This is a genomic window from Halobacillus litoralis (assembly GCF_020524085.2).
In the GTDB taxonomy this organism is placed as follows: Bacteria; Bacillota; Bacilli; order Bacillales; family Halobacillaceae; genus Halobacillus; species Halobacillus litoralis_E.
In genome coordinates, this window is sequence record NZ_CP129016.1 from 2,435,280 (window position 1) to 2,461,535 (window position 26,256).

Here is a 26,256-nt window from a genome sequence, read left to right on the forward strand (position 1 = left end):
AAATTGCTAAAGGGAGAGGGTATCCGATGCATGTTCCATTGATATTGACAGAATTTCTTGACAGGGCGGTACAGTTATATGGGGAAAAACCGGCCATCATTGATGAGGAGTGGACACTGACGTACCGCGAGTTAAACGCTCGGGTCAATCAGTTATCAAGAGGGCTTGAATCCTTAGGTGTAAAGAAAGGGGACAAGGTCGCATACCTTGCTCCAAATTCCACGGAAATGCTTGAGGGATTCTACGGTGTCTTTCAATTGGGGGCCGTAATGACTCCGTTAAATACAAGGTTGAAACCGACGGACTACCGATTCATTTTAGAGCACAGTGAAAGTAAAGTACTTCTCGTCGATCATACGCTTCTGCCGTTAGTGCAAGAAGTTGTGCAAGACCTTCCTTCCATTGAAAAAGTAATTGTCCATGGAGATCCCTCCAGTGAAGGGTATGAGTCGTGGCTGTCCCAGTTTTCAGCCGACCGTTTTGAACGGGAGAATGTAGAGGAGACAGACATCGCGTCTTTACTTTATACGAGCGGAACGACGGGAAATCCTAAGGGGGTATTGTTGAGTCATCGATCTAATTACCTCCATGCTTTGTCATCTATGCATCACCTAAAGGTTTCGGATCAGGATACGCTCCTTCATGTCCTGCCAATGTTCCATGTGAACGGATGGGGATCTCCTTTTTATTATACGGCAAATGGTGCTACACAAGTGATGCTTCGCAAGACAGATCCGCAATTGATCTTAGATAAAGTAGAGGAACATAAAGTATCCGTGCTACATATGGCGCCGACCGTGTTGAACATGGTCATAGGGGCGTACGAAGAGAAGCAGCCATCCATCGACCATGATGTCAGAGTAGTGATCGCAGGTTCTGCCCCGCCACCGGCGTTCGTCCGTAAAGTGGAAGAAGACTTGAAGTGGAAATTCGTTCAGGTGTACGGCATGACAGAAATCTCACCATTGATCACTACGTCGGAACTTCGATCTATGGATGTCGATCGACCAGCGGAAGAACGTTACCGATTAAAAGCGAAAGCTGGTTACAGTATGATCGGCAGTCAGGTAATGGTCGTGGATGAGTTGGGAGACGAAGTTCCGAACGATGGAACATCCATTGGGGAAATCGTGACAAAATCAAACAACGTGATGGAAGGTTATTATAAAAATGTGGAAGCGACTAATGAAGCTATAAGAGATGGATGGCTTCATACGGGAGATATGGCAGTGGTTGATGATGGAGGAAATATTGAAATTGTCGATCGTAAAAAAGATGTTATCATCAGTGGGGGAGAAAACATATCTTCGATTGAGGTAGAGGCGGCCTTATATGAACACCCGTCCATACTGGAAGCGGCTGTAGTTGCTGTTCCAGATGAAAAGTGGGGGGAGGTACCCCATGCGGTAGTGGTAGTGAAAGAAGGAGAAACCCTTTCAGAAGAAGAGGTGATCCTGTTTTGCCGGGAGAAACTGGCTCATTTCAAAGCACCAAAAAGTGTATCTTTCATTGAAGAATTACCAAAAACTGCGTCAGGAAAAATCCAAAAAGTCGTCATTAGGAAAAAGTTTTGGAAAGACCAAAATCGAATGGTCAATTAAGGAGATTCATTAGCCTAAAGCCTAAGCTTTAGGCTTTTTCTTATCCGGCGAAGGTGGTAGAGAGGGTTCCGATTATCATCGGAGAGTGAATAATTAAGCCACAAGCCCTTATTCTGGAAAATAGGCTCAATCTCTGCTTAAATATTCCTTGGAAACAAGAACTTTCATTGTTGACACATATACCTTGTAGGGTATAAAATGTTTTTAGTTCAAGACAAAAGGAGGAACATCATGTCATTACTAATGATTGTAACGTTGATTGTTGGATCAGGGCTTTTTATCCTTCATCGTTATCTCCCGGTTTCTCATGTGAAAAAGATGGACATGTCCGAAATAGCTGCTAAGAATGATGGCATGGTTGTTCCTGTGGATACGAGGGATTATCAAACATCATCTCAAGATAAAATGGATCATGCCATTTGTCTGCCACTGGCTTATTTAGAAAGACATCATCAAGATATACCGCAGCGTCCGATTGTTTTGGTTTGTTCAGATGAAGTTGAAAAGAATTTGGCAGCGAGACTTCTGAAAAGGAAAGGGTACGAAGTGGTCGGTTATACCATTCCTGCAAAGCACCAGGAGTGCCGAGCGATGCCTTGTATGATTGAAAAATAAGGAGTGAAACAAATGGAAGCTATCCTTCCTTTGGGAATTGGCCTGTTGATAGGTTGGTTTATTATTAAAAAGCTTTTACCAGTAAAAGGTGTTCAAAATATATCGGTTCAGGAATTACAGAATCGATTGAAAGAAAAAAATGTGCAATGGATTGATGTCCGCACCCCCGGTGAATATCGAGCGAATCATAAAAAGCCATTTAAAAATCTGCCTCTCTCCAATCTTCCAAAGCGGACGAGTGAATTGGACAGAGATAAAGAAGTCGTTATCATTTGCCAAAGCGGGATGAGAAGCATGAATGCAGCCAAAGTTTTGAAAAAGCAGGGTTTTTCAAAAATCACAAATGTAAAAGGCGGAATGAGTGCTTGGAGTTGAAGGAGCTTTCGTTGAAAAGATCAGAAAAATCTGGTCTTTTTTTATTTTTCTGAAACCTCATCCTCAGTTGCTTCGTAATCGTAGGTAGTAGTGGGGTGATGATATGTTTTGGATGTATATAATACTTGGTGCCGCCGTTGGTATCGGCATGTTTTTATTTTTCAACTGGTTGATGGGTTACCGGAAGGGTCATATCCAAATTGATTTTGATGAACGTTATATGGATCACCAAGAGTACGTACAAGCGATAAGTAAAGAATTGAGAGAAAGAGGATATAAAGAAGTACACTATAAAGGGGATTATATTTTTATAGTGGACGGAAAACCGTATGTTTTTTTTGAAAGGAATGTTCCCATGGGTGGTGTTCCTTTGCAGAGGACAATATTGAAACCACAAAAACAATGACTGTGAAACCAGTTCCTAAAGGGAACTGGTTTTTTGTTTGGAGAGACTTTCCGTTTTTTAGTCGGGATAAGCGAGCTTATTACCCACAAACTAATTAAAAAGGAAAGGGGTGCTTCACTTGAAAAAATCCACCCTGTATCTTTTAATACTAGTCATTGGTTTTCACATGAACATTGTAAGCGTTTACGGGAATGATCATCCTAGAAATTATTATGAGGAGCAAGGGAAGGCGATTTGGGACGTACCCATTTCATCAAAGTATATAGCTATCACTTTTGATGATGGTCCAAGCTCAGAGTACACGCCGGAAATTTTGGATATTTTACAAGAGTATAACGCGAAAGCCACTTTTTTCGTAGTAGGGTCAAGAGCTCAGGAGAATCCGTCCATCATCAAGTCTATGGTGAAAAGTGGTCACGAGCTTGCCAACCACAGTTTTCACCACCCTGACTTTACAGGTATTACGAAAGAAGAGCTGATCCATGAGATGGACAACACCTCAGAAGTTCTTGAAAGCTTGACTGGAGCTCCGCCGAGGTTATTCCGTCCTCCTGGAGGCGTCTATAACGATATTATCGTCAATACGGCCAATGAAGAAGGTTATATGGTGGTCATGTGGTCCTGGCATCAAGATACGAGAGACTGGAAAAGTCCCGGCGTCCATAATATCGTAAAAACTGTTTTAAATAATACGAGGAATGGGGATATTGTTCTTTTTCACGACTTTGGAGGCGATCGTTCACAGACAGTTGAAGCATTGAAACAGATTCTCCCTAAACTGAAAAAGGAAGGCTATCAATTCGTTACCGTCTCGGAACTACTTCAAAAGCATACAAAATATAACCTCCTTCATGGAGTCAATGGCGTAGAATGACTCTAGATCCCAAACGACTGGGATCTTTTTTTTATTTTAAAATGTAAAAAAAGACTGTCGTGGAGGCTTTATTAGCAACTTAGGAATTTTTATTCATATCCTATGTTAAGAAACCTGACATTTATAGTTGTGTAAATATTGCGACTTTGATACAATGCTTAATAACATAAAATGTAATAAAATCTAACATAAGGGGAGTTAAGAGAATGGACGCTACTTTTTTAATGAATAATCTTTGGATCATCGTCTGTACGATCCTGGTTTTATTGATGCAAGGGGGCTTCATACTACTAGAAGCTGGTTCGACACGAATGAAAAACGCAGGCCATATTGCAGGGAAGACGGTTTTCACTGTCGGTATTGTTTCCATGGTATTCTGGGCATTAGGATATGGACTGATTTATGGTGAGGGTAATGGATTTATTGGCTTTTCTAATTTCTTTTACGGGGATGCAACGACAATGGGGGAAGGCTTAGCTGGTTCCACAGACTTTTTGTTCCAGCTGGCTTTTGCAGCTATTGCAATGACGATTGCCTTCGGTGGCTTTGCTGAGAGGGCAAAACTTGTCGCTTACGTGATTTTCGCCATTTTATTCTCTATTCTTGTTTATCCTGTTATTGCTCACTGGATCTGGGGCGGCGGCTGGTTAGGTGAACACGGGAAACAGGACTTCGCTGGTTCAACAGTTGTCCACTTGACAGGTGCCATGGCTGCTTTAGCGGCCACAATTATTTTGAAGCCTCGTATTGGAAAATATAACAAAGATGGTTCTTCTAATGAAATTGCCGGACATAACCAGGTCTTTACAGCACTAGGTGTCCTCCTCTTGTGGGTTGGTTGGTTCGGATTTAATGCAGGAAGTACCTTTGGGGTAGCGGATGCATTCTTTGGTTACGTAGCCCTGAACACCCAGTTGGCAGCTGGTGCTGGTGCGATCGGCGCGATGCTGATGGTGTGGGCAGTGACTGGGAAAGCAGATGTACCGACAACATTGAATGGTGCTCTTGCAGGGCTTGTTGCGATTACAGCTTCTTGTGCTTTCGTTGAACCATGGGCAGCCGTTTTGATTGGCTTGATTGGTGGTGGAATCGTATTCTTCAGTATGCGTTTCTTTGATAAAAGGAGAATTGATGATCCCATTTTCGCTCTCTCTGTCCATGGTGTCGTAGGAGTGTGGGGAACGTTATCCAATGGACTGTTTGCAACACCAGAACTTGCTTCTGTGGGGCGCCCCGGTTTGTTTTACGGTGGTGGATTGGAGCAGCTATGGGTGCAGACGCTCGGAGTAGTTAGTAGTGGGTTGTATGCGTTCATCGTTTCATTCATCATTTTGAAAATCATGGATAAAGCAATGGGTGGTCTTCGTGTATCTGAAGAGGAAGAAATCATGGGTCTTGACTTAAGTGAACACGGCGGTTATGGATACCCGGAAAATTTAACGCCTCCACAAAAGAAAAAATCAGGGGCGTAAAGACGTAATCATAAAGGATGGAATGAATGTTTAAGACATATGAGGAAATCAGAGTATGGCGGGAAGAAATGATTGAATCAGTAAGCAAAGATCATTTCCAGTTGAACGCTTTTCATGACCAATTAATCCATCACACTTTCCATCTGGCAAAAGCAAAGGTTGAACGTGAGCAGGGGCCGCCTCCTGCTCCTTTTGCATTTTTTCTAATGGGGAGTGCCGGAAGATATGAGCAGTCATTATGGAGTGATCAAGATCACGGAATTTTGTTTGATGGGAATGAGGAGCATCAGGACTATTACTTATCACTGGGGGAAGAGATTAGAGAAGGAATGGCCATTGTTGGTTACGAACGGTGTGAGGGGAATGTGATGGCTTCCAACCCTTTGTGGTGTCAATCCGTGGAAATGTTCACGCTGCAAATCTCAAAGTGGTTGAAAGAAGCCGAGTGGCAGTCACTGCGGCATTTTCTTATTTTTTTCGACTCCAGAGTATTGGTGGGCGAATCAGAACTATTACTTAACGTCAAAGAAACTTCTTTTGCAGTGATTAATGAAGAACCTGAGCTTTTGACGAGGTTGATGGATAATGTCAATTACGTAAAAAAGGGCGTGGGGGTTTTCGGTCAATTGCTTCCAGATTACAGTGGAGAGAAAAAAGGTCATTTCAATCTGAAACAAACGGTCTATTTTCCATACATTAATGCTTTGAGGATCCTGTCTCTTTTTCAGCATGTCGCAAGTTCTTCAACGTTATCAAGATTTGAAGAGCTACGTTCACTCTATCCTTCTCTTTCTGAATATGAGAAGGGGTTCCGGCAATTTCTTCAGCAGCGGTTAGAACTGAAAAAAAATGCTGAAAATTATCAACATGTCCACGTCATTAAAGTGGAACAGTTATCGAAAGAGGAAAAACAGCAATTGAAAAAGCAAGTCAAAAGGGCTCAAAAACTACATCAAATGGCGAAAACCATCATTAAAGAGGGTCGAACATGAACCCTTTTGTACAATTTGTGAAGGATTTGTCCGGAAAGCTCGGTGGTGGACTTTCTTCATTGAATCAGAATGATCCATCGAATATGGCCTATTTAAGGAATCTGGAAAGAGAGATGAAGAATGAGAACACTCTGGATCTTCCTTTTGAGGACTTGAGTATTACGGTTTTCGATTTGGAAACGACCGGCTTTTACCCATACAGTGGAGACCAGATTTTATCCATAGGTGCTGTGAAGGTTAAAGGCGATCAAATTGTCGATACCCAAACATTTTATACGTTGGTCGGAACAGATGCTGTGCCATCCAATGAGGTTGCAGCCTTAACGGGGATTACGAAGGAAATGATTGAAGAGGCACCACCCCTTCGCGATGCTTTGAAAAGCTTTTACAATTATGTAAAAGCGGATGTGCTTGTCGCGCATCATGCGAATCATGAAAAACAGTTCATGAATCATGCGACATGGATCGCTTTGAGAAAAAGGTTCCAGCATAGAATTGTGGATACAGCCTTTTTAACGAGGATTCTTCAAAATGAGCAAGCGCTCACGACGTTAGACGAATGTTGTGAGCATTATGGGATTGATATAAAAAAACGTCACCATGCGCTTTATGATAGTTTGGCAACCGCTGAATTATGGGTGGCCTGTATAAATGAATTAAAGAAAGAGGGAATAACAAACTTGAGCGAGATTTATGCACGAATTGCTACGATGGAGTGATGGTCCATCCCCTTTCATGTATTTCAATTTTTCAGCATAAAATGATAGGACACCATGAAGGGGGATGGCAGCGTCATGTATCCATACGGACCTTATCATTATGGTTATGGGGGACCGCCGGATTCTTATGGGAATAGGGGTTACCCTATGGAAGGTAATGCCCTTTATCCATACGTACCTTATCCGCAGGGCTACTACGGGCAACCAGCTTACCAAGCTTATCCTTATCAGGGCAATCGGGCATTTTATCAATGGAGGGACAACTGGAAGAGATGGGAAGACCTCGGATCACCGCCAAGAGGATTTAGAGGATCACCATGTGTGTCCTCATGGCAGGCGAATCGGTTGGATTGCTTTGTCAGAGGAAGTGATAACCGTCTCTGGCACAAATGGTGGGATGGCTCAACATGGCGGGACTGGGAAGACTTAGGTGCCCCGCGTGGAGGGGTAAGAAGTTCACCTGGGACTGTTTCTTGGGGACCGAACCGAATTGATTGTTTCGTTAGAGGGACGAATGACCGAATGTGGCATAAATGGTGGGACGGTTCCAGATGGAGGGAGTGGGAAGATCTAGGTTCGCCACCTCCTGGGTTTGATGGATCTCCAGCTGTATCCTCCTGGGAGAGGAATCGCTTGGACTGTTTCGTCCAAGGAGACGACAACAATCTTTGGCATAAATGGTGGGACGGTGCCCGGTGGCGAGAGTGGGAAAACCTCGGTGCGCCAAGAGGGGGTGTCCGGAGTTCTCCGGCAGCTGTATCCTGGGGGCCGAATCGGATTGATTGCTTTGTCCGTGGAAGAAATGATGGCATGTGGCACAAGTGGTGGAACGGAACGCGCTGGAGTGAGTGGGAGGATTTGGGATCACCAAGAGGTGGATTTGATGGTGCCCCTGGTGTTTCCTCCTGGGCGCAAAACCGGCTGGATTGTTTTGTCAGAGGTGATAATAATCAGCTCTGGCATAAATGGTGGGACGGTCGGCGTTGGAGAAATTGGGAGAACCTTGGCGCACCAAGAGGTGGCGTACGTTCCTCGCCGTCTGCTGTATCATGGGGAAGAAACCGGATTGATTGCTTCGTGCGCGGGGCGAATGATCATATGTGGCACAAGTGGTATTCATAATAAATCAAGCAAAAACCTGAGGAACATTCCTCAGGTTTTTCCTGTTTATTCATTCGCTCCAGGTCCTTGTTTGGGGCGGTTCTTATTGGTGCGGTGACCGACTTCTTCTTCAATCGGCAGGCTTTCTTTCGGTGTTTTATTATTCGTTTTCGCTGCGTTCATTTGAGACGTTCTTTTTCCCATCAACATCTACCTCCTCTTATGGGCATAGTTTGTATATAATGAAGAGAGGTAAAACGAGGAAATTTTTTCATCCATGAAACCTTCGATCGCTAAGAACCGTAGGATAAATTAGGAGGTGGCCCGATTGAGGCAATGGTTGAAAAGTAAGAAGCAGGTGTTGAAACGGCGGAGGCAAGCCACTGAGAAATGGAGTGTTTTTGAGGTATTGTTTGAACTAGTGCTTTGGTTACCTGAGCTGATCATTTTCCCGATTCGAGCGGCCATTTGGTTATTGAAAGGGATAGGAAGGTTAATCAACCTCATATCCGATATCAATTAATCTCCCTCCGTAAAAGATGTTAATCATCAGTTATTAAAGTATGAAGGCTCAGTTTCCAGATGTTTAATGACTGGATGAAGCTGCGTGGGATGATTCGCTCACCGCGCTCCCGCGGAAATCGAGTCATCCCCCGTAACCCAAACCCCCTGCATAAACATCTCGAAACTGAGTCTTCCACAATCGGGAGCTTATACAAAATAAACAGAAAAAATGAAAAGGGGGAAGGTCATGCGTACGATTACATTAGCGAATGGAGACACGGTGGAAGTAGACTGCCTCAGTTGTGCTTTGACCAGCGGCAAAATCGAACCTGAAGGGGGAGTTATTGCAGAAACAGCGCATTTCCACGCCCATCAGGATGTCGCTTATCCAATCAGAGGGCTGGTCATTGTAGCTTCCAAAAGGCACATCAAAGGACTTGATGAGTTGACGGAAGAAGAACAACACGATTACATCACATTCATCACGAAGATCAGAAAGGCGCAAAGGGCAGTGTTAGGGATTGAGAATGTGTATTATTTCTATAATGAGGACACGACCCACCACTTCCATTTATGGATGGTGCCCCGTTACGACTGGATGTATGAATTTGGGCGTTCGGTGGAATCGGTCCGTCCCGTTTTGCTTCATGCTAGGAATAACGTCACAGATCATGTAGAAGTGTTGGAAGGCATTCACTTGTTAACGAAGGTGCTGAATGAATAGGGTCATTCTCCTGTTCTTTTGTGGTCTTCTTTTTTTAAACATAACGGCTCAAGCGTCCAGCCCATTTGTCATTAGCGAAGAGGGGGCAGCCGGTTATTATTATCAAGTTACTAAAAATGAAGATACATACACATGGTTGATTGAAGGGAAGGGCAGAATGCTGACCGTCATAGAAACCGAAGAAAATGAACAAGACTTAGAGTCCTTCCGATTTGGTGTGGAAAATGTATCCAGCCATTTGTCTGCCCTCTGGATGACGGGTTTGTTTTTTGTCATTGCCTCTACTCTTACCCTTTATTTAGGGAATAAGCAAAGGCGTGTGGTTAAGGAGTCGTTACCTGTCATCATCCTAGCGTTGTGTGTACCTATTTATATCTTGGTCTCGGCTTCCGTCGATTTGAATCATGCGCTGCATAAAACGGAGTTATACTTTCAATTGCTTTTAAAATAGGAAGATATCGATATGTACAGTATCTCAATGGTGTTCTTTGCTTTTGTCATCTGTTTTGGGATCAGTGCAGTCCTGAATATATTATTGAAAACTACGAAAAAAAGAGATTGGGCAGTATCGGCTCTTTTGAGTATGGCATTAGACCTGTTTCTTGGAGGTTTTATGGGAGGTTGAAAGGAACATGGAATGGAGAAGTGAGGCAGGGCCACGTCTACGAATTTTAAACATCCTACGATTTATTTTTGGCGGGTTTGTATTAAGTTTAAGCGGTTATGGTTTATGGACAGAGGATTTTCGGGTTTTGCCATTCATGATGCTGATGTTAGGTTGTTTGATGTTTGTTACAGGAATGGTTGAAATCGAAAAGGGCAAAGAAGCTTATTCGATTCCTCATTTCCTAACCGCTACAGGCATCTTTGTCTTTCTTATTTATACATATGTCATATAATAGGAAGTCCCTCTGGATTACAGAGGGACTTTTTTCATTCACAATCATTCATTTATTAACTCAGAAATGATTTCATAAGAGCGTAAACGTGCGCTGTGGTCGTAGATTTGTGAAATGACCATCAGTTCGTCAGCCTCTGTTTCCGCCTGGAATTTCTTCAGTTTTTCTCTCACCGTCTCTTTACTTCCAATAACGGAAGCGCCAAGTTGCTGTCTAAGGGCAGCTTTCTCTTGTGCTGTCCATACTTCATCCATGTCATCAACCGGTGGCTGGAGCAAATGATTCGTATTTCGTACGAGATTCAGGAATTGTTGCTGCAGGGACGTCGCCAATCTTTCAGCTTCTTCATCCGTATCTGCTGCTATAACATTGACACCGACCATCACGTAAGGTTCATCAAGCACCTCCGAAGGCTGGAAACTGGAACGATACAAATTCAAAGCACCACGCGTATTGTTCGGTGAAAAGTGGCTGGCAAATGAAAACGGCAGTCCGAGTTGGCCTGCAAGTTGTGCGCTGAATCCACTAGAACCGAGAAGCCAAACTGGAATGTCCATGCCTTCTCCTGCAATTGCGCGAATATGGTGGTCTCCGTCAAAATAGCCTCTTAACTCATCTAACATCGCGGGAAACTCATTAGGATCAGAGTCCAAGTTTCTCCTTAAAGCCCGAGCTGTCATTCCGTCCGTTCCTGGAGCACGCCCAAGACCTAGATCCACACGTCCGGGAAACAGAGTTTCTAGTGTGCCGAATTGTTCTGCGACCACAAGTGGAGCGTGATTTGGAAGCATCACTCCGCCTGAGCCGACTCGGATGGAGTCCGTATGGTGCAACACATGACTGATGGCAACAGATGTTGCGGAACTTGCGATAAAAGGCATGTTATGGTGTTCGGCCATCCAGTATCTTGTGAATCCCCATTTTTCTACATGTTGAGCAAGGTCCACCGTATTTCGGAAAGAATCCGCCGGTGTTCCACCCTCAATCACAGGGGCAAGGTCGAGGACCGAGAATTTAGTATTTGCTAATCCTTTTACAGACATAGGATAACCTCTTTTCTATTTGACTTTATAATAGACGGGCATGATCTGATTACCCTTCCCTTCTATAACAACACTTATCATATCAGCTGTATTTCGTGTCTCAAAATAATTTGTTTGCAACTTATTCTAAATGTAGACGTCTATTTTCAAAAGGAGGGAGACGATGCGGGTATTGGTTACACTCTGTTGTTTACTTTTCCCATTTTTCTATTTATCTACAACGGCTTCAGCCACATCATGGGTCTACCCTTTCGTCGTCTATGATGGTTTCATTTATGTGGTTGAAGAAGAAGCGACAGAAGTGAAAGTGGAAGAGAGAATTGGCGAAGTAACCGCTTATTCAGATATGCACCAGTATGAAGGGAATTTCTCCAATGTTTTTGAAAAAGGAACAGACTATTATAAAATTGCCGGCCATCCCACCACACAAGTGATTGCTGTTGAGGTACGTGAGGGCGTGTTTAGAAAAGCAGAACGAGAAGCTGCTTACACCTACGTGAGTGAAGGGCAGGAAGCGACAGGCTCTTTTCAGGAAAAAGGGAAGCCTGTGGAGAGGAAAGACCTCATCTTTGGTACGGGTGTGTTTGTGAGCTTTCTCGCCTTCGTCGCTGGTACGCTCTATCTTTTTCAACGTAAAGGGACGTGAGCATGTGAAACCGGCATTTAGTTATGCTGAACCCGGTGAAGGAGGGTAACTTTGCTGAATAATTTGAAGAACATATTTTCACGAAAATCTTGTGCCATCTGTAAGAAAAAGCCCGTGGATCCGAAGCATTACATCAATGACGAGGGTGCTCCAGTGCTCGTTTGCAGGTCATGTGTTCCTTATGCTGAACGTAGGGCTATGAGAAAAAGGTGAGTCTATTGATCTTTATCATGATTGCATGTTTTTGATGATATAATGAATACAGAAAAACTTTTTAGAAACGGAACATCTATAGACAAGCTCCTCAACTTTTTCCTAGGAGGCTTTAGATGGACAATATTAAAGAGACGTTTCTTGAAGTCGTCCTCTCCATTCTCCCCATCACGATTGTCATTACCATCCTTCAATTCACTTTAGTCTGGCTTCCGTTAGACATGTTTTTGCAATTCATCATCGGCGTAGGAATGGTTGGGGCAGGTTTAGTGTTGTTTTTGCTCGGAGTCAATATCGGGTTGTTACCTATAGGGGAAATGATCGGTTCTGCCTTGTCTAAAACGAAGAGAGTCTGGCTGATTATTTTTTTCGGTTTCCTCCTGGGTCTTGTAGTGACCATAGCAGAACCTGATGTCCGTGTACTTTCCTCTCAGGTGGATCAGGTCTCTGGTGGACAGATTCCGATGGATATTCTAATCCTTTCCGTTGCGATAGGGGTAGGCGTGTTTGTTGCCCTGGCTATGTTCCGGATCATCTTCAGTATCAACATCGTTTACTTGCTTGCAGGAGGATACGCGCTGGTCTTTCTTCTGGCAGCCTTCACACCGAATGTTTTCGTCCCGATCTCCTTTGATGCCGGTGGAGTAACTACAGGGCCACTGACAGTGCCGTTCATCCTTTCACTCGGTGTTGGTGTGGCCGCGGTTATGCGTGGAAAGACGTCATCGGGTGATGGCTTTGGACTTGTGGCCCTGGCATCGATCGGCCCGATTTTATCGGTTCTCCTTTTAGGGGTGATTTATGGGTGAACATTAAAATTTTCGATGGTTTCTGGCACGTCCTGTTTGATGTCGCGACAGCACTCATTCCACTATTCTTCTTATTCCTTCTCTTTCAACTTGCCTTTCTAAAGCTCCCATGGAAAAAGTTACAGGACATCCTTGTTGGTTTCTTTTTGACTTATGCAGGACTGTCATTGTTTTTGCAGGGGGTTCATATCGGTTTCTTGCCCGTCGGTAGCATGATGGGGGGAGAAACTGGGAACGATTGAACACACGTGGCTGCTTGTACCCATCGGTTTTGTCCTCGGTTTTGTGGCCATTTACGCAGAGCCTGCGGTCAGTGTGTTGACCCATCAGGTTGAAAAAGTCTCCGGTGGATATATCCCGCATAAATTATTACTCTATACACTTTCGTTTGGCGTCGGCCTTTCCATCGCTCTGTCCATGGTGCGTATTTTAATCGGAATCCCTATTTGGTATTTAGTGGTGCCTGGTTATCTGTTCGCCTTGATCATCGTTCGGTTTTCCAATAAAACATTCACATCGGTCGCCTTTGACTCTGGTGGAGTAGCCACAGGTCCGATGACCGCCACTTTTTTTACTGAGTCTATTTGTAGGCATTGCCTCTGTCACAGAAGGACGTGATCCGCTCCTGGACGGGTTTGGAATGGTGGCTCTCGTCGCTTTGGCCCCGATTATTTCTGTCCTTACACTAGGAGTGATCTACAGGAGAAAGGAGCAGGAACAGTATGACAAAGAACAAATCCGGACAAAAGCTCATAGTAACGATCGTTAAAAAAGAAAAAGCAAAAAAAGTCGTACATGCCTCTACTCTTGCAGGTGCCCAAGGAGGAACGACTCTTTTTGGGAAAGGCTTCAGAATGGATGAAAAGAAGCGTTTTCTTGGCATACCTGTAGAAAGGGAGCGGGAAGTCATTTTAACTCTCGTATCCCATTCTATTTATGAGTCGGTCATGGAAGCAATCATCCAAGCAGCAAAACTGAACCGCCCGAGGCAGGGCATAGGATTTGTCATCGACACGAAAAATATCAGCGGGATTAATCATATGATCGGGCTTGGACTTGAACCAGAACCAGAACAAAACGCAGATGAGGATGTGATGCAGGTGGAGAAGCAGAAACTGGACTATGACCTAATTGTGACAATCGTCAATAAAGGGGATGCAGAAAAAGTCGTAGATGCCTCTAAAGAAGCGGGAGCAGAGGGAGGTACCATCGTCACAGGTCGGGGGACAGGAATACACGAGAAGGCGAAGCTTTTCAACATACTCATTGAACCTGAAAAAGAAGTTGTGCTGACATTGATCGTGAAAGAAAAGTGTGAGGGAGTCCTGCGTGCGATTGAACGAGGAGCAAGACTCGATGAGCCGGGACGTGGGATTGCCTTTGTATTAGATGTTGAACGGACGGTAGGGATCAATCATTTATTGAATCAACAATGGAGTGAAGAAATGAAGGAGTAAGAGCAACTATATGGAACAGAGAGGAAAGGGAGTACGGAGAATGAGAAGTCACCTTTTCGAATGATTCATAGAGTTTATGGCATAAGGGGGAGAAATGTTGAGGAAGCTTTTCATTTTTATGTTTGGAGTGTTTGTCCTTCTTGCTGGATGCAGTTCAGAAAAAGCGAAGTTGATGGATGAAATAACCTCAGGGGTGGAAGGACGCTATAGTGTTCTAGCCTTTAAAAGTGAAAAGGATTCTGTAGAAACGTTCCAAAACGCAATCAATGAAATGTTCAGTGACCCCGAAGTCTGGGAGACCAGGCTCTACTCATTTAACGTTTTAAAAAGCGTACCGGATCAACCCTATGATTATAAGAAGCTTTTGAATATCGAGGAACTGCCCCAATTCATCGTTTTAGATACGAAGGCGATTGTTTTCAGAACTCCCCATATTGAGGAATTAGAAAGGTTTCTTCTGGGGGAGGGTGACCATTCATCTCAGGAGCATTAAAAACGGAAGCTGAAAAGCCTCCGTTTTTTGTGCCTTTAAAAAGGTTTCGTATGTTTTGGGTCGGCTGCTTTTTTGGCAGCACCTTGGTTATAATACATTTCTTCGTAGGCTTCTTTGTTTTCATTAGCCATATTGACATGAGGCTGTGCTTTTCTTTTTCGGGCGAAGTAGATAGAGAGAGCAATCAATGCGATTGGGATCAACAGTAAGAGCCATAACATGTTTCGTCCCTCCTCAATGTTTTTGGCTTTCAGTAATCCCTATTCCCTTTTTATCCGCTTTCATGTTGTTTATGACAAGAAATCCATCTAAGGAACTGCTCCCTGTAATAAACGAAATAAATCCTTCATATGAAATATAAGGAAACCGGTTTACTAAAAAACGAGTATAATTGTGAAAAAATTTAAAAAAACCATTGAAAACGGATACATTTGTCGATATAATCAAGCTAACCTAATAAATCAATTGATTTTTTTTAAACATTAACGAAACCGGTTTCGTTGATGAGGGGGAAGAGAAATTGGGCAGGAATACGAAAGGAATGGTGAATGTGAAAAAGAATTTATTTGTCGTTATGTTGTTGGTCTTATCAATGTTCCTTTATGCATGTAGTAGTGGCGATGAAGAATCAGCATCAGGTGAAGGCAAAGTCACTCTTGATTTCTGGGTTTTCGGTGCTACCAACTATGAAGATTTAGCGAAAGAGTATGAAAAAGAAAATCCAAATGTCAAAATCAATATCAAAAACTCAGAGCTTGGCGATCATCATGATAGTTTGTTCACATCGATTTCAGCTGGAACAGGCGCTCCGGATTTGACGATGATCGAGGTTGACCAGTTGGACCGATACCGCGAAGCGCAGGATCGCTTTGTTAACTTGTACGACTTAGGTGCAGATGAGATTCAGGATCAATACTTAGATTGGAAATGGAAAATGGCTGAAAATGGTGAAGGAGATTTCTTGTTCGGTTTACCGACAGACATAGGTCCGAAAGCGATGTACTTCCACACAGAAGTATTCGAAGAAGCTGGCCTGCCGACAGATCCTGATAAAGTTAGTGAAATGATTTCAACTCCTGAACATTTTACAGATGCAGCGACAACAGTTTTAGATAAAACAGGTAAGCCAATGGTGGACAGTATGGAAATGGCGTTCCGTGCAAACATGGATGCTCTTGAAGTCAGCTACTTCAACCGTGATGGTGAACTATTGATCGGTGAAGCTGACAATGGAGTAAAAGAAGCTTATGACTACGCGGTTGAACTTCATAATAAAGGTGTCGTAGGATCATTCGAAATGTGGACACCTGAGTGGGCGAATGCGTTGAACCAGGGTGGATTTGCTGTAGAAATGGCACCGGCTTGGTTGAAAGGTTACATGACTGAAAACGCTCCAGAAGGCGCAGGTAAGTGGAGAGTGACTACTCTTCCAACAGACTTCGCTGGAAACTGGGGAGGTTCTTACGTAGCCATTCCATCCGAAACGAAACATAGCGAAGAAGCTTACAAATTCGCTAAATGGATGCTTTCTCCTGAGAACCAGTTAGAGTCCTTCGTACAAAGTGGTTTGTTCCCATCTGCTCCGGAAGTTTACGAAATGGAAGAGTTCGTGAACAACTCTGATGAATATTTCGGTGGGCAGAACACGGCTGCTTACTTCGCAGAAGCAGCAAAAGAAATTCCTGAAGTTTACAAAGGACCAAAATACGTAACGGTAAACAATGAAGTATTGACGGCTCTAAGAAACGTGCAAGAAGGTGCAGATCCTGAAGAAGAGTGGGAAGCAGCTGTCAAACGTATTGAAGGTTTAGTGAGTCGCTAAAGGTTTTATGGGCTGGATGGATTTCATCCGGCCCTCCTACATAAAGGAGGGAATAGAGTGGAGAACGTACAAAAACGTCAGCATGCCTCAAAAATGAAATCCACTACCCAAATGTCTGAAAAGAAAAAAGATATGCTGTCTGGATATTTATATATTGCGCCCTTTTTCATTATTTTTGGCATCATCGGTCTTTATCCAGCTGTATTTAGTATCGTACTGGCCTTCCAGGATTGGAATGGTCTAGGGGAGATGGACTTTGTAGGATTGAACAACTTTGTCGTCGTCCTTCAGGATCCATTATTTTGGAAATCCCTGTATAACACCGTCATCATCGGCTTGATGGGGACAGCTCCTCAACTGATTGTTGGAATTATTCTGGCCTACTTCCTGAACATGGCTGTCATCCGTTTCACGAACTTTTTCCGTGTAACGATCTTTATGCCGTACATCACATCGATGGTAGCCGTCGCTTTGGTGTTCGGAGTGTTTTTCAGTAGTAGTGAGACAGCTTTGGCTAACTATGTCATCGGTTTATTCGGAATGGATCCCGTCAGTTGGAAAACGTCTGAGTGGGGAGCGAAAATTGCGATTTCCTTAATGGTTTTCTGGCGATGGGTCGGATATAACACGATCATCTACTTAGCAGGTTTGCAAAGTATTCCGAAAGACTTGTATGAAGCAGCAACCATCGACGGTGCTGGGAAAGTTCAGCAGTTTCTTCACATTACCATTCCAATGCTGAAACCATTCATCATTCTGACGGTTTTCATGTCTACCGTAGGAGCCTTGCAATTGTTTGCGGAACCAGCGGTATTCTTAGGTTCTTCCGCTTTCAACCGCGATGAAGCAATGACTGTCGTTATGTATCTTTATCGTGACGCCTTCAACTTAGGTTCATTTGGTACAGCATCAGCGACAGCAGTATTATTACTTATTATCATCGTCGGTGCAGCCGCTTTGAATACGTGGTTGACTTCCGGTGTCGGTCGTAAGCAGAAAAGGAGGGCGTTTAAGAAATGAGAAAATCTAAAGGATTGAAAAAAGGGACGCTTCCCGTTTACATCGTCTTATGGATCGCTTCCATTTTATCCATTTTTCCATTCTATTGGATGTTTGTCATGGCGACTAGGCCGAGTGCTGCTTACAATTCGATTCCGCCGACACTGCTGCCGGGTGATCAACTTGTAGAGAACTTCATGAAAGTCCTGGATACGATTCCATTCTTTCAGGCGATGTGGAATACGATCCTCTTATGTACCACGGTAACTCTCGCGGTATTATTGATCAGTTCGTTGGCTGGATTCGCATTTGCGAAATTCCAGTTTCTAGGTAAAAACTTTTTCTTCATCCTGATTCTATTGACCATGGTCATCCCTCCTCAGCTGGGATTGATTCCACAGTTCTATTTAGTTTCCCAGTTAGGATGGTTGGATACGTTACTTGGTGCAGGAGTCCTGTTCTTGCTGAATCCGTTGGGCATCTTCTTAATGCGCCAATACATCAGTGAATCTGTACCAGATGAGTTGATGGAAGCGGCGAAACTTGATGGCTGCTCGAACTTCAGAATCTTTCGGAGCATTGTGCTTCCGATCATCAAGCCTGCTTTTGCAACATTAGGAATCATCGTATTCACGCTTGTATGGGGAGAATTTTTATGGCAGTTTACCGTATTGCGTGACCCGGCGTCCTACACATTGCAAGTAGCGCTCGCATCATTGAACAATGCGTTCCGTGTTGACTTTGGTATGCTGCTTTCAGGTGTCTTCTGGGCAACTGTTCCACTAATCATTATTTTCTTGATTTTCAATCGCTGGTTCATTTCAAGTATTACAGAAGGATCGATCAAGTAAATCTATGCCATCCTCTATAAATTGTTGATACAATAGATGGTAATCACAGAGCGGCTAGCTTTTAAGGAGAGAACAAAATATGGATTTAACAATACGTGACATAGCAAAAATGGCAGGTGTTTCTCCAGCCACTGTTTCTAAGATCATCAACAATTATGGAGGCATCAGTGAATCCACGCGAAAGAAAGTCTATAAGATTATCGAAGATACAAAATATCAACCTAAGTTTTCAGCCAAATCTTTAGCTACGAAAAAATCGAATCTGATCGGTTTGATTTATGCCGGTAAGATCAACGTTGATTTTACGCACCCCTTTTTCAATGAAGTCGTCAATTCATTCAAGAGAGCTGTAGGAGCTTTAGGTTATGACTTGCTGTTGTTCTCAAATGAAAAATTTTATAAAGGGGAAAGCAAGTACTTGGAAAGGTGTAAGCATTTCCATGTCGATGGATGCCTTGTCATCGCTGGTGATGAAATCGAAGAGGCTGTTCATGACATTGCAAAAAGTGAGATTCCCTGCATCGGAATTGACTTGAAGCTTGAGGGTCCGAGATCCAGCTACATTATGACAGATAACGCAAAAATCGGAGCGAAAGTCGTCGAGTATCTTTATTTGAATAAAGTCCGCAACATCGCCTACATCGGTGGGAAACAAGATTCCCTCGTTTCAAGCATCCGGAACATCGGCTTTATTGATGCGATGAACCAATTCGGACTCACGATCAACAAGGACTGGATCTATTACGGTGACTTTTTCGAAGAAAGTGGATATGAAGGGATGAAGGAAATTCTGAAGGGGGACCGGCTTCCTGAAGCGGTTTTCGCAGCTTCCGATATGATGGCCCTCGGCGCATTAAAGGCCATAAAGGAAGAAGGATTGTCTGTTCCTGAAGATATCCAATTGATTGGTTGCGATGATATCGAAGCTTGCCGGTACAGTGATCCACCACTGACGACTGTAAAGCAAGACAAACAAAAACTAGGAAAACTAGCGGCGTATATGCTTGAAGACTTAATTAAGGACGATCACGACATCCAGGATGTCAAAGTGGACCCCGAACTGGTCCCGCGAGCATCTACCAAAGAACGCTAGACTCCTAAAGATTAACTGGAGGTAAAGGCAATGACAACGATTCAATTTCCTGACAAATTAACATGGGGGGCAGCGACAGCTTCCTACCAGATTGAAGGAGCCGCAAACGAAGGAGGACGCACTGCATCCATTTGGGACGTGTTCTCCCACACCCCTGGCAATGTGAAGAACGGAGATCATGGCGATCACGCGTGTAACAGTTACCATATGTACAAAGAAGATGTGCAGCACTTGAAGGAGCTCGGAGTCGATTTGTACCGCTTTTCCATTTCGTGGTCCCGCGTCATTCCAGATGGGACGGGTGATTTGAACCCAGAAGGTATCGAGTACTATCGCAACCTGATTGGGGAGCTGATTGATAACGGAATTGAGCCGATGATTACGCTCTATCACTGGGATCTTCCACAAGTACTGCAGGAAAAAGGTGGATGGGAGAATCGCGAAACGACAGAAGCGTTCTTGGCGTATGCGAATGCAATGTTCCAGGAGTTCGGCGGCCAGGTCAAAAAATGGCTGACGATCAATGAACCTTGGTGTGCCTCTTTCTTATCCAACTATCTAGGCATCCATGCACCAGGAAAAACGAGTTTGCAAGCGGCGGTAGATGTCTCTCATCACTTGATGCTCGCTCACGGAAAAGCAGTCCAGTCGTTCCGTACACTCGTTCCGGATGGAGAAATCGGATATGCCCCGAACGTTGGCTGGCTAGAGCCATACAGCCCGAAACAAGAAGATATTGATGCGTGCAAACGAGGGATGATGTGGCAAAAGGAATGGTTTATGGACCCCGTGTTCAAAGGTACATATCCAGAAACTTTGGTGAATTTGTTTGCTGAACACAACGCGACCTTGAACATGGAAGAGGGCGACCTTGAGATCATCTCTGAACCGATCGACATGATGGGGATCAACTACTATACAGGAGGTCTCGGCCGCTACAAGGAAGACGGCGGATTGTTCCAGGTCGAAGAGATTGCACTCGATGAACGCCGTACAGATATTGACTGGCCGATTTATGGGGAAGGTTTTTACAAAACTCTTACAGATCTTCATCAGACTTATGGGGATGTCCCGATTTACATCACGGAAAATGGCGCTTGCTATAACCATGGAGTAGAAGAAGATGGGAAGGTACACGACAAAGAGCGCGTGGATTACCTGAAACAACACTTGACCGCTCTAAACCGCGCCATGGAAGCTGGCGTACCGATCGTCGGTTATATCGTATGGTCACTTCTTGATAATTTCGAATGGGCGGAAGGTTATGAGAAAAGGTTCGGGATCATTCATGTGAACTTCGAGACGTTCGAGCGTACGAGAAAAGATAGTTACTACTGGTTCAAAGACACAGTGAAAAATCACAGCTTCGAAAGATAAAATTTTTTAACCATTATGGAAACCGGTTTCGTTGCGGAAAATTGGAAAAGGAGGGAGTGAATCCCTCCTTTATCTGTTTCCTTGATTTATCTTCTATATGAACGATGTGAAACTGGCAACCGGAGTTTATTATTTTAAGTCAAAAAATACAGCTTAGAGGATAACCACACCTAGTTTTTTAACAAAAAAGGAGGAGACGGATTGAAGAAAGCTATGTATTGTTTTATGGTGCTGTTTATCGTTTTAGGAAGTTTCACGCCTGTCTACGCTAAAAAGTCAGAAAGCAAACAGGTAACTGGACAGAACTGGTATGAAGCGGGACTGTTCGAAGGATTAAACAACAAGAAAAATGAAAACGCCTCCATGAGTTATGAAGAGTATGCCGTTGTATTAAGTCATTGGTTTGGCGTGGATAAGGAAGAGGCTGTTCAACAAACAAATGAAGCAGCGGGCGCTGATATCAACCTTCGTTCTGCCATAAAGCAGGGGGAAGCGAAGAACGTTTTAACTGAATTTCTTCCTTATCAACTGGAAGAAAAATTGGATGCTTGGAACGATTCAAGTAAGCCGGTGAAACGTAAAGGCGTCCTTCAGTTAGTGAGTGGATTTGTGGATGCTTACTATCATGAAGAAGGAGAATACACAGGACAGGACATCAAAGGCAATGGGTGGATCAATGCCTCTGGTGTGACGATCTCAGATTCTACTTTCGGTGGTGATTTGATCATTGCCAACGGAGAAAACATCCTATTGGAAGATATAAAGGTTTCCGGAACGGTTTATATCAATGAAGATATCCAAAACGAAGTGTCTACGGTGGACGCGGATTTAAACAATGTGGTCGTATACGATGCTGCAGACCAAGCTTCGGATTGGTCGCTCGTCTGGAACGATGAATTTTTAGCAGAAGAGATCGATTCAGACAAATGGACGTATGACATTGGAAATTGGATTGTCGATGAAAACGGTGAGGGTGTCGCTGCTGGCTGGGGAAACAATGAGAAAGAATATTATACAGATTCCAGCGAAAACTCCTATACCGAAGATGGCCACTTAGTCATCAAAGCGAAAAAGGAAGAAGAACCTGTTACAGATGAGTTTGGAAGCTATGACTATACATCTGCGAAACTGAAAACCAAAGGGCTCTTCAGTAAGAAGTATGGTAAATTCGAAGCAAAAATGAAACTTCCTGAAGGTCAAGGGTTCTGGCCGGCATTCTGGATGATGCCGGAGGATGATGTGTATGGACCGTGGCCGACTTCTGGAGAAATCGACATCATGGAAGCCGCTGGAGGCGACACGAGTAACATCGGAGGAGCGATTCACTACGGAGAAGAATGGCCGAATAACACGTACACAGCGAAAGATTATCACTTCCCTGAAGGAGAAGACTTTAGAGACTACCACACATATTCCGTCGAATGGGAACCTGGTGAGATTCGCTGGTATGTGGATGGCGAACTTTATCAAACCTTGAACGATTGGTTCAGCAAAGGTGAAAATCAAGGGGATAAATATGCGTATCCTGCTCCATTTGATCAAGAGTTCTACATGATTCTGAACCTTGCTGTCGGCGGATGGTACGGTGGTGATCCTGATGAAACGACAGAATTTCCCCAGGCACTATGGAAGTCGACTATGTGCGAGTATATGAATTGACGGGAAGAGATTACAGAGAGCCGGTCGAACCTGTCGTGGAAGAAGAGACTCTTCCTGAAGATGCTAAGCAGCCACTAGAAGATGGGAACTTTATTTATGATCAGAATTATGAAAAAGATATCAATGTCGTGGATGCTCCAGAAAAAACATTAGATCCAACCTATTGGAATTTCCTTAAGCTCCCTCAATTCGAAGGTGTAGGAAATCTAACCATTGAAGATGTAGATGGAGAAAATTTAGCGAAAACGGAAATTACAAATCCAGGGAATGCGCTGTGGTCTTTGCAGCAAATCCAAAAGCTTCCGGTTCTAAAAGGACACACGTACAAGGTGTCGTTTGATGCAAAATCCAATACGACCCGGAACATGATGACAAAAGTATCCGGTGGAGCCGAAAGAGGCTATGCGAATTACTCTGGTGAAAAAACGGTGGAATTGACGGAGAACCTTCAGTCTTATGACTACACATTTACGTTCAAACAGGATACAGATTTAGCCGCGCGTCTGGAGTTCAATCTGGGTGGTAATGGAACAGCACCGGTATGGATCGGCAACGTACGTGTGGAGGATATTACCGATCAAGTCGGAGAGGACACTTCGAAGCCGGCTTTGGGTGATGGCAACCTCATTTATAACGGGACCTTCGACCAGGGGGATATGACTCGTTTGAACTATTGGGAACTGTCCTCTCAAAATGGTGCGGATGCGAGTGTAGTCGTACCGGATTCTTCTCGAAAAGCTGAAATCACCGTTGAAGAGGAAGGTCAGCAGCCCGGAGACATTCTTTTCTCTCAAGGCGCCATTCCGTTTGTAGAAAACCAGGAATATGAATTGACATTTGATGCGAGCGCATCAGAATCAAGAAATATTCAAGTGGAAGTGGTCAGCGAAGATGGTTCTGTCCAATACTTCAGTGAAGAAGCGGTTTCATTGACGAAAGAGATGGCGGAACATACGTTAGAATTCCAACTGCCTGAGGACCTCTCTGGTGAAGTCGGCCAGCTGAGATTTCTTCTAGGTGGCGAAGATGGGGATGTGACGTTAGATAACATTCGTATGATTCAAACGTCCGTCATCGTGGCTCCGATCAATTTCCAAAATGGTGACTTTTCACAAGGAATGGAACCATGGGGAAGTTATATTCACTTTGATGCGAATGCGGATGTTACCGTTGTTGATGAAGAACTGAAAATAGCGATTGAGAATGCCGGCAATGAAACTTGGAGTGTTTTAGCAGAGCAACCAGGTCTTTCCCTTAGCAAAGGGGCTGCCTACACCTTATCTTTTGATGCTAAATCAACCATAGCCAGGGAGATCGAGGTTACTCTTGAGAACGCGAATTATACACGTTACCTCAGTGAGAAGGTCTCCTTAAATGAAGAAATGGAACATTATGAGTTTGAGTTTGAGATGGTTAAAGATGATGTTACTTCTTTGAAATTCTTGATGGGACAAGTGGCAGATGCCCATGATATTTATATCGACAATGTAAAAGTCGAAGTGAAATGAAAATAGAAGGACACGCTCTTCTTTAGAGGAGCGTGTCTTTTTTTTTTTGCGGTGGATTGAGGTGGCCTTGCTAAGTAAATGAGGAGGAAATGACGAGATCGAAGGAGAAAGTATACGGTAAACGTTAGCCCTTTTTTACTGGCGGAAGAGCTGACGAATCGAAGCAAGGAGGTTGTTTCTATCCCTGTCATAAGCGAAGATCTATCGAAGCTTGTTGAAAAGGATTCGAAGTTGATGGAGAAGAGGGGAAATCTTGCGCCCGAAATAATGGAAGAATTGTATCGTCAACGCTTTTTTCAGTTGTTGGTACCGAAGCAGCTTGGAGGTAGGATCTCAACTTTACCTGAAACATTGAAAGTATATGAACACGCCTCATTTATTGATGGGAATCTCGGCTGGTTATTGGCGGTATGTACTGGAAATATGTACCTCCTAAAATCGCTGGGAGAAGACATTTACAATAAGTATTTATCCAATGAAGACACCGTTCTATCAGGAAGCGGTTTTCCAACAGGATCTGCGAAACCTGTTCCAGGGGGCTATCAGGTTAATGGAGAATGGAAGTTTTGTAGCGGGTCTTCCATCGCTTCGTTTTTTATGATGAATGCAAAGGTTGACCATGGAGAAGAGGAATCATCGACAGAAGTTCGTAGTTTTATATTTAGAAAGGATCAAGTAAAGGTCATGGATGATTGGAATGCCTTTGGATTGAAAGCGACCAATAGCCACACCATTATCGTTGAAGACCGATTTGTCAAAGATGAGTGGACGATGGCGTTTCATTTGTCTGGTTCCAATTATGAAGACCCGCTATTGCGTTATCCATTTTTTCAATTCGCCAAATCTCAATTTGCATCGATCAGTTTAGGCATCGCTGGAAAATTCATTGTAGAATCGAAAATCTTAGCAAATCAGTTTAAAGGTGAATGGAGAAAAAGTGGACGGTATGATTTTGTCCAGAATAAAATTCAGGCGGCGGAAATGAGACTGACCGATATGAAAAACTCGTTTGATCGAGTCATTTCCCGAACCTGGAATCTGCATATTCAAGGAGATGAGCTTCCTGAAGAGCATTTGCACGAAGTCAATCACGTGTGTGAAAATGCAGCAAAAGAAGCCTTGAAATCAGCGCAGTCGATCTATAATTATTTAGGCATCACAGCTGTTTTAGAAGATACGATCATTAATAAAACCTACAGGGACTTGCATACGGCTTGCCAACACGGGTTAATCGTATCATTTAGAGATTAAAAATAAATGAGAGCAGCTGCCCATACCCTGATCAATCCATACACATAGGCTAAGAGGAATGAAGGGAAGGGGCGATCGGTTTGGATCGAGTCTATCATCACAGTCACGGCACTTACATCCCTGGGTATGGGTACCATCACGGTCATGGCACGTATATCCCAGGCTATGGATATCATCATGGTCAAGGGACGTATTCTCCTGGATATGGGTACGAACATGGGCATAGCACATATGCGCCGGGCTATGGATATCATCAAGGGCATGGGGTCTATCATCCCTGGTATGGAGGGTATCATCACGGTCATGGCGGATTTTATTAATCCATCACTAAAAAAGGAACTTTCCATAGGGAATGGTTCCTTTTTTTATGGGCGGACGCATAAGATGCTTGTACAGGACTTATGAGGAGGGCGATCACATGAAAAAGTTTTATCCTTTCATACTGCTCTTAGGCGTCTTTGCGTGGGTCGGTTACATGGAGTCACCCCAGATGAAACCGGAAAACCATTTCCAGGCACCCGTCGGAACAGAAGAGAATGAAACAGAAGCGGTGGCAACTAAAGATACGGAGGTCATAGGGACAACAATGGAGTTGGAGCTTAAACACGAGGGGACGAAAGTTGTGGGTGGATCCAGAGTAGAAGCCTATCGGGAATATGAAATGTATATGGATCATGATGGAAATATTATTGAGGAAGTGCCTACGGAATATTATAACTATATAAAGTATGAATGAAAAAAAGTCACTCTGAT

The 26,256-nt window shown here is 43.7% G+C and carries 30 protein-coding genes and 1 pseudogene; 28 read left to right on the forward strand and 3 right to left on the reverse strand.

Annotated features, from left to right (window positions below; all coding sequences use genetic code 11):
- Positions 1–26: 26 nt before the first annotated feature.
- The 9 genes from LC065_RS12315 (at position 27) to LC065_RS12355 (ending at position 8,176) form a co-directional block, all read left to right on the forward strand.
- On the forward strand, positions 27–1,601 hold the full coding sequence (locus tag LC065_RS12315) for a long-chain-fatty-acid--CoA ligase (RefSeq protein WP_226590679.1): 1,575 nt from the start codon (positions 27–29) through the stop codon (positions 1,599–1,601).
- A gap of 231 nt (positions 1,602–1,832) precedes the next feature.
- Positions 1,833–2,216 carry a rhodanese-like domain-containing protein gene (locus tag LC065_RS12320; protein WP_226590677.1) on the forward strand — a complete coding sequence of 128 codons (384 nt, stop codon included), beginning with the start codon at positions 1,833–1,835 and terminating at the stop codon, positions 2,214–2,216.
- A 12-nt stretch (positions 2,217–2,228) separates the two neighbouring features.
- Positions 2,229–2,591 carry a rhodanese-like domain-containing protein gene (locus LC065_RS12325; protein ID WP_226590675.1) on the forward strand — a complete coding sequence of 121 codons (363 nt, stop codon included), beginning with the start codon at positions 2,229–2,231 and terminating at the stop codon, positions 2,589–2,591.
- Positions 2,592–2,694: 103 nt separating this feature from the next.
- Complete coding sequence (locus LC065_RS12330) at positions 2,695–2,997, forward strand: hypothetical protein (protein ID WP_371933330.1); 303 nt, start codon at positions 2,695–2,697, stop codon at positions 2,995–2,997.
- A 118-nt stretch (positions 2,998–3,115) separates the two neighbouring features.
- On the forward strand, positions 3,116–3,871 hold the full coding sequence (locus LC065_RS12335) for a polysaccharide deacetylase family protein (protein WP_226590673.1): 756 nt from the start codon (positions 3,116–3,118) through the stop codon (positions 3,869–3,871).
- A 206-nt stretch (positions 3,872–4,077) separates the two neighbouring features.
- Entirely contained in the window at positions 4,078–5,343 is a 1,266-nt protein-coding gene (locus LC065_RS12340; protein WP_226590670.1) for an ammonium transporter, read from the forward strand.
- Positions 5,344–5,369: 26 nt separating this feature from the next.
- Positions 5,370–6,335, forward strand: coding sequence for a DUF294 nucleotidyltransferase-like domain-containing protein (locus LC065_RS12345; RefSeq protein ID WP_226590667.1), 966 nt, complete (start codon positions 5,370–5,372; stop codon positions 6,333–6,335).
- Positions 6,332–7,054, forward strand: coding sequence for an exonuclease domain-containing protein (locus tag LC065_RS12350; protein ID WP_226590665.1), 723 nt, complete (start codon positions 6,332–6,334; stop codon positions 7,052–7,054). Before LC065_RS12345 ends, LC065_RS12350 begins: the two co-directional genes overlap by 4 nt.
- Positions 7,055–7,129: 75 nt before the next feature.
- Positions 7,130–8,176, forward strand: coding sequence for a PLL family lectin (locus LC065_RS12355; protein WP_226590664.1), 1,047 nt, complete (start codon positions 7,130–7,132; stop codon positions 8,174–8,176).
- A gap of 45 nt (positions 8,177–8,221) precedes the next feature.
- On the opposite strand, the gene LC065_RS12360 is transcribed toward LC065_RS12355, so the two are convergent.
- Entirely contained in the window at positions 8,222–8,359 is a 138-nt protein-coding gene (locus LC065_RS12360) for a hypothetical protein (protein ID WP_167356029.1), read from the reverse strand.
- A 124-nt stretch (positions 8,360–8,483) separates the two neighbouring features.
- Here LC065_RS12360 and LC065_RS12365 point away from each other — a divergent pair, with 124 nt between their 5' ends.
- The 4 genes from LC065_RS12365 to LC065_RS12380 all read left to right on the forward strand — a co-directional run bounded on the left by LC065_RS12365 (position 8,484) and on the right by LC065_RS12380 (position 10,282).
- A complete protein-coding gene (locus LC065_RS12365) occupies positions 8,484–8,678 on the forward strand; it encodes a hypothetical protein (RefSeq protein WP_226590662.1) in 195 nt (64 codons plus the stop codon).
- Between the two features lie 228 nt (positions 8,679–8,906).
- Positions 8,907–9,383 (forward strand): HIT family protein, encoded by a 477-nt coding sequence (locus tag LC065_RS12370; protein WP_226590660.1) that lies wholly within the window; start codon positions 8,907–8,909, stop codon positions 9,381–9,383.
- Positions 9,376–9,834, forward strand: a complete 459-nt coding sequence (locus LC065_RS12375; RefSeq protein ID WP_226590658.1) for a hypothetical protein — start codon at positions 9,376–9,378, stop codon at positions 9,832–9,834. Before LC065_RS12370 ends, LC065_RS12375 begins: the two co-directional genes overlap by 8 nt.
- Before the next feature lie 181 nt (positions 9,835–10,015).
- Positions 10,016–10,282: a hypothetical protein gene (locus tag LC065_RS12380; RefSeq protein ID WP_226590655.1), complete on the forward strand. Its 267-nt coding sequence runs from the start codon at positions 10,016–10,018 to the stop codon at positions 10,280–10,282.
- 44 nt (positions 10,283–10,326) lie between these two features.
- On the opposite strand, the gene LC065_RS12385 is transcribed toward LC065_RS12380, so the two are convergent.
- Positions 10,327–11,325 (reverse strand): LLM class flavin-dependent oxidoreductase, encoded by a 999-nt coding sequence (locus LC065_RS12385; RefSeq protein ID WP_306163444.1) that lies wholly within the window; start codon positions 11,323–11,325, stop codon positions 10,327–10,329.
- A 163-nt stretch (positions 11,326–11,488) separates the two neighbouring features.
- On the opposite strand from LC065_RS12385, the gene LC065_RS12390 reads away from it, so the two are divergent.
- The 5 genes and pseudogenes from LC065_RS12390 to LC065_RS12410 all read left to right on the forward strand — a co-directional run bounded on the left by LC065_RS12390 (position 11,489) and on the right by LC065_RS12410 (position 14,943).
- The gene (locus LC065_RS12390; protein ID WP_226590649.1) at positions 11,489–11,971 is read left to right on the forward strand and encodes a hypothetical protein; all 483 of its coding nucleotides are present in this window, start codon (positions 11,489–11,491) and stop codon (positions 11,969–11,971) included.
- 329 nt (positions 11,972–12,300) lie between these two features.
- Positions 12,301–12,993: a DUF1538 domain-containing protein gene (locus LC065_RS12395; protein ID WP_226590647.1), complete on the forward strand. Its 693-nt coding sequence runs from the start codon at positions 12,301–12,303 to the stop codon at positions 12,991–12,993.
- A pseudogene (locus tag LC065_RS12400) lies at positions 12,990–13,762 on the forward strand (DUF1538 domain-containing protein). The gene LC065_RS12395 and the pseudogene LC065_RS12400 overlap by 4 nt, the downstream one beginning before the upstream one ends.
- Positions 13,716–14,450 carry a P-II family nitrogen regulator gene (locus LC065_RS12405; protein WP_226590641.1) on the forward strand — a complete coding sequence of 245 codons (735 nt, stop codon included), beginning with the start codon at positions 13,716–13,718 and terminating at the stop codon, positions 14,448–14,450. Before LC065_RS12400 ends, LC065_RS12405 begins: the two are co-directional and overlap by 47 nt.
- Positions 14,451–14,547: 97 nt before the next feature.
- Positions 14,548–14,943, forward strand: coding sequence for a hypothetical protein (locus LC065_RS12410; RefSeq protein WP_226590639.1), 396 nt, complete (start codon positions 14,548–14,550; stop codon positions 14,941–14,943).
- A gap of 35 nt (positions 14,944–14,978) precedes the next feature.
- On the opposite strand, the gene LC065_RS12415 is transcribed toward LC065_RS12410, so the two are convergent.
- Complete coding sequence (locus LC065_RS12415; RefSeq protein ID WP_226590636.1) at positions 14,979–15,164, reverse strand: hypothetical protein; 186 nt, start codon at positions 15,162–15,164, stop codon at positions 14,979–14,981.
- Between the two features lie 320 nt (positions 15,165–15,484).
- Here LC065_RS12415 and LC065_RS12420 point away from each other — a divergent pair, with 320 nt between their 5' ends.
- The 10 genes from LC065_RS12420 (at position 15,485) to LC065_RS12465 (ending at position 26,239) form a co-directional block, all read left to right on the forward strand.
- Positions 15,485–16,765 carry an ABC transporter substrate-binding protein gene (locus LC065_RS12420; RefSeq protein ID WP_226591663.1) on the forward strand — a complete coding sequence of 427 codons (1,281 nt, stop codon included), beginning with the start codon at positions 15,485–15,487 and terminating at the stop codon, positions 16,763–16,765.
- A 93-nt stretch (positions 16,766–16,858) separates the two neighbouring features.
- On the forward strand, positions 16,859–17,785 hold the full coding sequence (locus tag LC065_RS12425) for a carbohydrate ABC transporter permease (RefSeq protein WP_226591661.1): 927 nt from the start codon (positions 16,859–16,861) through the stop codon (positions 17,783–17,785).
- Positions 17,782–18,615 (forward strand): carbohydrate ABC transporter permease, encoded by an 834-nt coding sequence (locus LC065_RS12430; RefSeq protein WP_306163445.1) that lies wholly within the window; start codon positions 17,782–17,784, stop codon positions 18,613–18,615. The genes LC065_RS12425 and LC065_RS12430 overlap by 4 nt, the downstream gene beginning before the upstream one ends.
- Before the next feature lie 79 nt (positions 18,616–18,694).
- Complete coding sequence (locus tag LC065_RS12435; protein ID WP_226590633.1) at positions 18,695–19,708, forward strand: LacI family DNA-binding transcriptional regulator; 1,014 nt, start codon at positions 18,695–18,697, stop codon at positions 19,706–19,708.
- Positions 19,709–19,738: 30 nt separating this feature from the next.
- Positions 19,739–21,085, forward strand: coding sequence for a GH1 family beta-glucosidase (locus LC065_RS12440; protein ID WP_226590631.1), 1,347 nt, complete (start codon positions 19,739–19,741; stop codon positions 21,083–21,085).
- Positions 21,086–21,286: 201 nt separating this feature from the next.
- Positions 21,287–22,744 carry a glycoside hydrolase family 16 protein gene (locus LC065_RS12445; protein WP_306163446.1) on the forward strand — a complete coding sequence of 486 codons (1,458 nt, stop codon included), beginning with the start codon at positions 21,287–21,289 and terminating at the stop codon, positions 22,742–22,744.
- Complete coding sequence (locus LC065_RS12450) at positions 22,726–24,252, forward strand: carbohydrate binding domain-containing protein (protein WP_306163447.1); 1,527 nt, start codon at positions 22,726–22,728, stop codon at positions 24,250–24,252. Before LC065_RS12445 ends, LC065_RS12450 begins: the two co-directional genes overlap by 19 nt.
- Positions 24,253–24,486: 234 nt before the next feature.
- Positions 24,487–25,503 carry an acyl-CoA dehydrogenase family protein gene (locus tag LC065_RS12455; RefSeq protein ID WP_226590626.1) on the forward strand — a complete coding sequence of 339 codons (1,017 nt, stop codon included), beginning with the start codon at positions 24,487–24,489 and terminating at the stop codon, positions 25,501–25,503.
- Positions 25,504–25,583: 80 nt separating this feature from the next.
- The gene (locus LC065_RS12460) at positions 25,584–25,823 is read left to right on the forward strand and encodes a hypothetical protein (RefSeq protein ID WP_226590624.1); all 240 of its coding nucleotides are present in this window, start codon (positions 25,584–25,586) and stop codon (positions 25,821–25,823) included.
- Between the two features lie 98 nt (positions 25,824–25,921).
- Complete coding sequence (locus LC065_RS12465) at positions 25,922–26,239, forward strand: hypothetical protein (RefSeq protein ID WP_226590622.1); 318 nt, start codon at positions 25,922–25,924, stop codon at positions 26,237–26,239.
- Positions 26,240–26,256 lie beyond the last annotated feature (17 nt).

Bases quoted from the DNA above. Each gene is read 5' to 3' on its own strand.
- LC065_RS12315 (WP_226590679.1), top strand. From the start codon at position 27: ATGCATGTTCCATTGATATTGACAGAATTTCTTGACAGGGCGGTACAG.
- LC065_RS12320 (WP_226590677.1), top strand. From the start codon at position 1,833: ATGTCATTACTAATGATTGTAACGTTGATTGTTGGATCAGGGCTTTTT.
- LC065_RS12325 (WP_226590675.1), top strand. From the start codon at position 2,229: ATGGAAGCTATCCTTCCTTTGGGAATTGGCCTGTTGATAGGTTGGTTT.
- LC065_RS12330 (WP_371933330.1), top strand. From the start codon at position 2,695: ATGTTTTGGATGTATATAATACTTGGTGCCGCCGTTGGTATCGGCATG.
- LC065_RS12340 (WP_226590670.1), top strand. From the start codon at position 4,078: ATGGACGCTACTTTTTTAATGAATAATCTTTGGATCATCGTCTGTACG.
- LC065_RS12345 (WP_226590667.1), top strand. From the start codon at position 5,370: ATGTTTAAGACATATGAGGAAATCAGAGTATGGCGGGAAGAAATGATT.
- LC065_RS12350 (WP_226590665.1), top strand. From the start codon at position 6,332: ATGAACCCTTTTGTACAATTTGTGAAGGATTTGTCCGGAAAGCTCGGT.
- LC065_RS12355 (WP_226590664.1), top strand. From the start codon at position 7,130: ATGTATCCATACGGACCTTATCATTATGGTTATGGGGGACCGCCGGAT.
- LC065_RS12360 (WP_167356029.1), bottom strand. From the start codon at position 8,359: ATGGGAAAAAGAACGTCTCAAATGAACGCAGCGAAAACGAATAATAAA.
- LC065_RS12370 (WP_226590660.1), top strand. From the start codon at position 8,907: ATGCGTACGATTACATTAGCGAATGGAGACACGGTGGAAGTAGACTGC.
- LC065_RS12375 (WP_226590658.1), top strand. From the start codon at position 9,376: ATGAATAGGGTCATTCTCCTGTTCTTTTGTGGTCTTCTTTTTTTAAAC.
- LC065_RS12380 (WP_226590655.1), top strand. From the start codon at position 10,016: ATGGAATGGAGAAGTGAGGCAGGGCCACGTCTACGAATTTTAAACATC.
- LC065_RS12385 (WP_306163444.1), bottom strand. From the start codon at position 11,325: ATGTCTGTAAAAGGATTAGCAAATACTAAATTCTCGGTCCTCGACCTT.
- LC065_RS12390 (WP_226590649.1), top strand. From the start codon at position 11,489: ATGCGGGTATTGGTTACACTCTGTTGTTTACTTTTCCCATTTTTCTAT.
- LC065_RS12395 (WP_226590647.1), top strand. From the start codon at position 12,301: ATGGACAATATTAAAGAGACGTTTCTTGAAGTCGTCCTCTCCATTCTC.
- LC065_RS12405 (WP_226590641.1), top strand. From the start codon at position 13,716: ATGACAAAGAACAAATCCGGACAAAAGCTCATAGTAACGATCGTTAAA.
- LC065_RS12415 (WP_226590636.1), bottom strand. From the start codon at position 15,164: ATGTTATGGCTCTTACTGTTGATCCCAATCGCATTGATTGCTCTCTCT.
- LC065_RS12420 (WP_226591663.1), top strand. From the start codon at position 15,485: ATGGTGAATGTGAAAAAGAATTTATTTGTCGTTATGTTGTTGGTCTTA.
- LC065_RS12425 (WP_226591661.1), top strand. From the start codon at position 16,859: ATGAAATCCACTACCCAAATGTCTGAAAAGAAAAAAGATATGCTGTCT.
- LC065_RS12430 (WP_306163445.1), top strand. From the start codon at position 17,782: ATGAGAAAATCTAAAGGATTGAAAAAAGGGACGCTTCCCGTTTACATC.
- LC065_RS12435 (WP_226590633.1), top strand. From the start codon at position 18,695: ATGGATTTAACAATACGTGACATAGCAAAAATGGCAGGTGTTTCTCCA.
- LC065_RS12440 (WP_226590631.1), top strand. From the start codon at position 19,739: ATGACAACGATTCAATTTCCTGACAAATTAACATGGGGGGCAGCGACA.
- LC065_RS12455 (WP_226590626.1), top strand. From the start codon at position 24,487: ATGGAGAAGAGGGGAAATCTTGCGCCCGAAATAATGGAAGAATTGTAT.
- LC065_RS12465 (WP_226590622.1), top strand. From the start codon at position 25,922: ATGAAAAAGTTTTATCCTTTCATACTGCTCTTAGGCGTCTTTGCGTGG.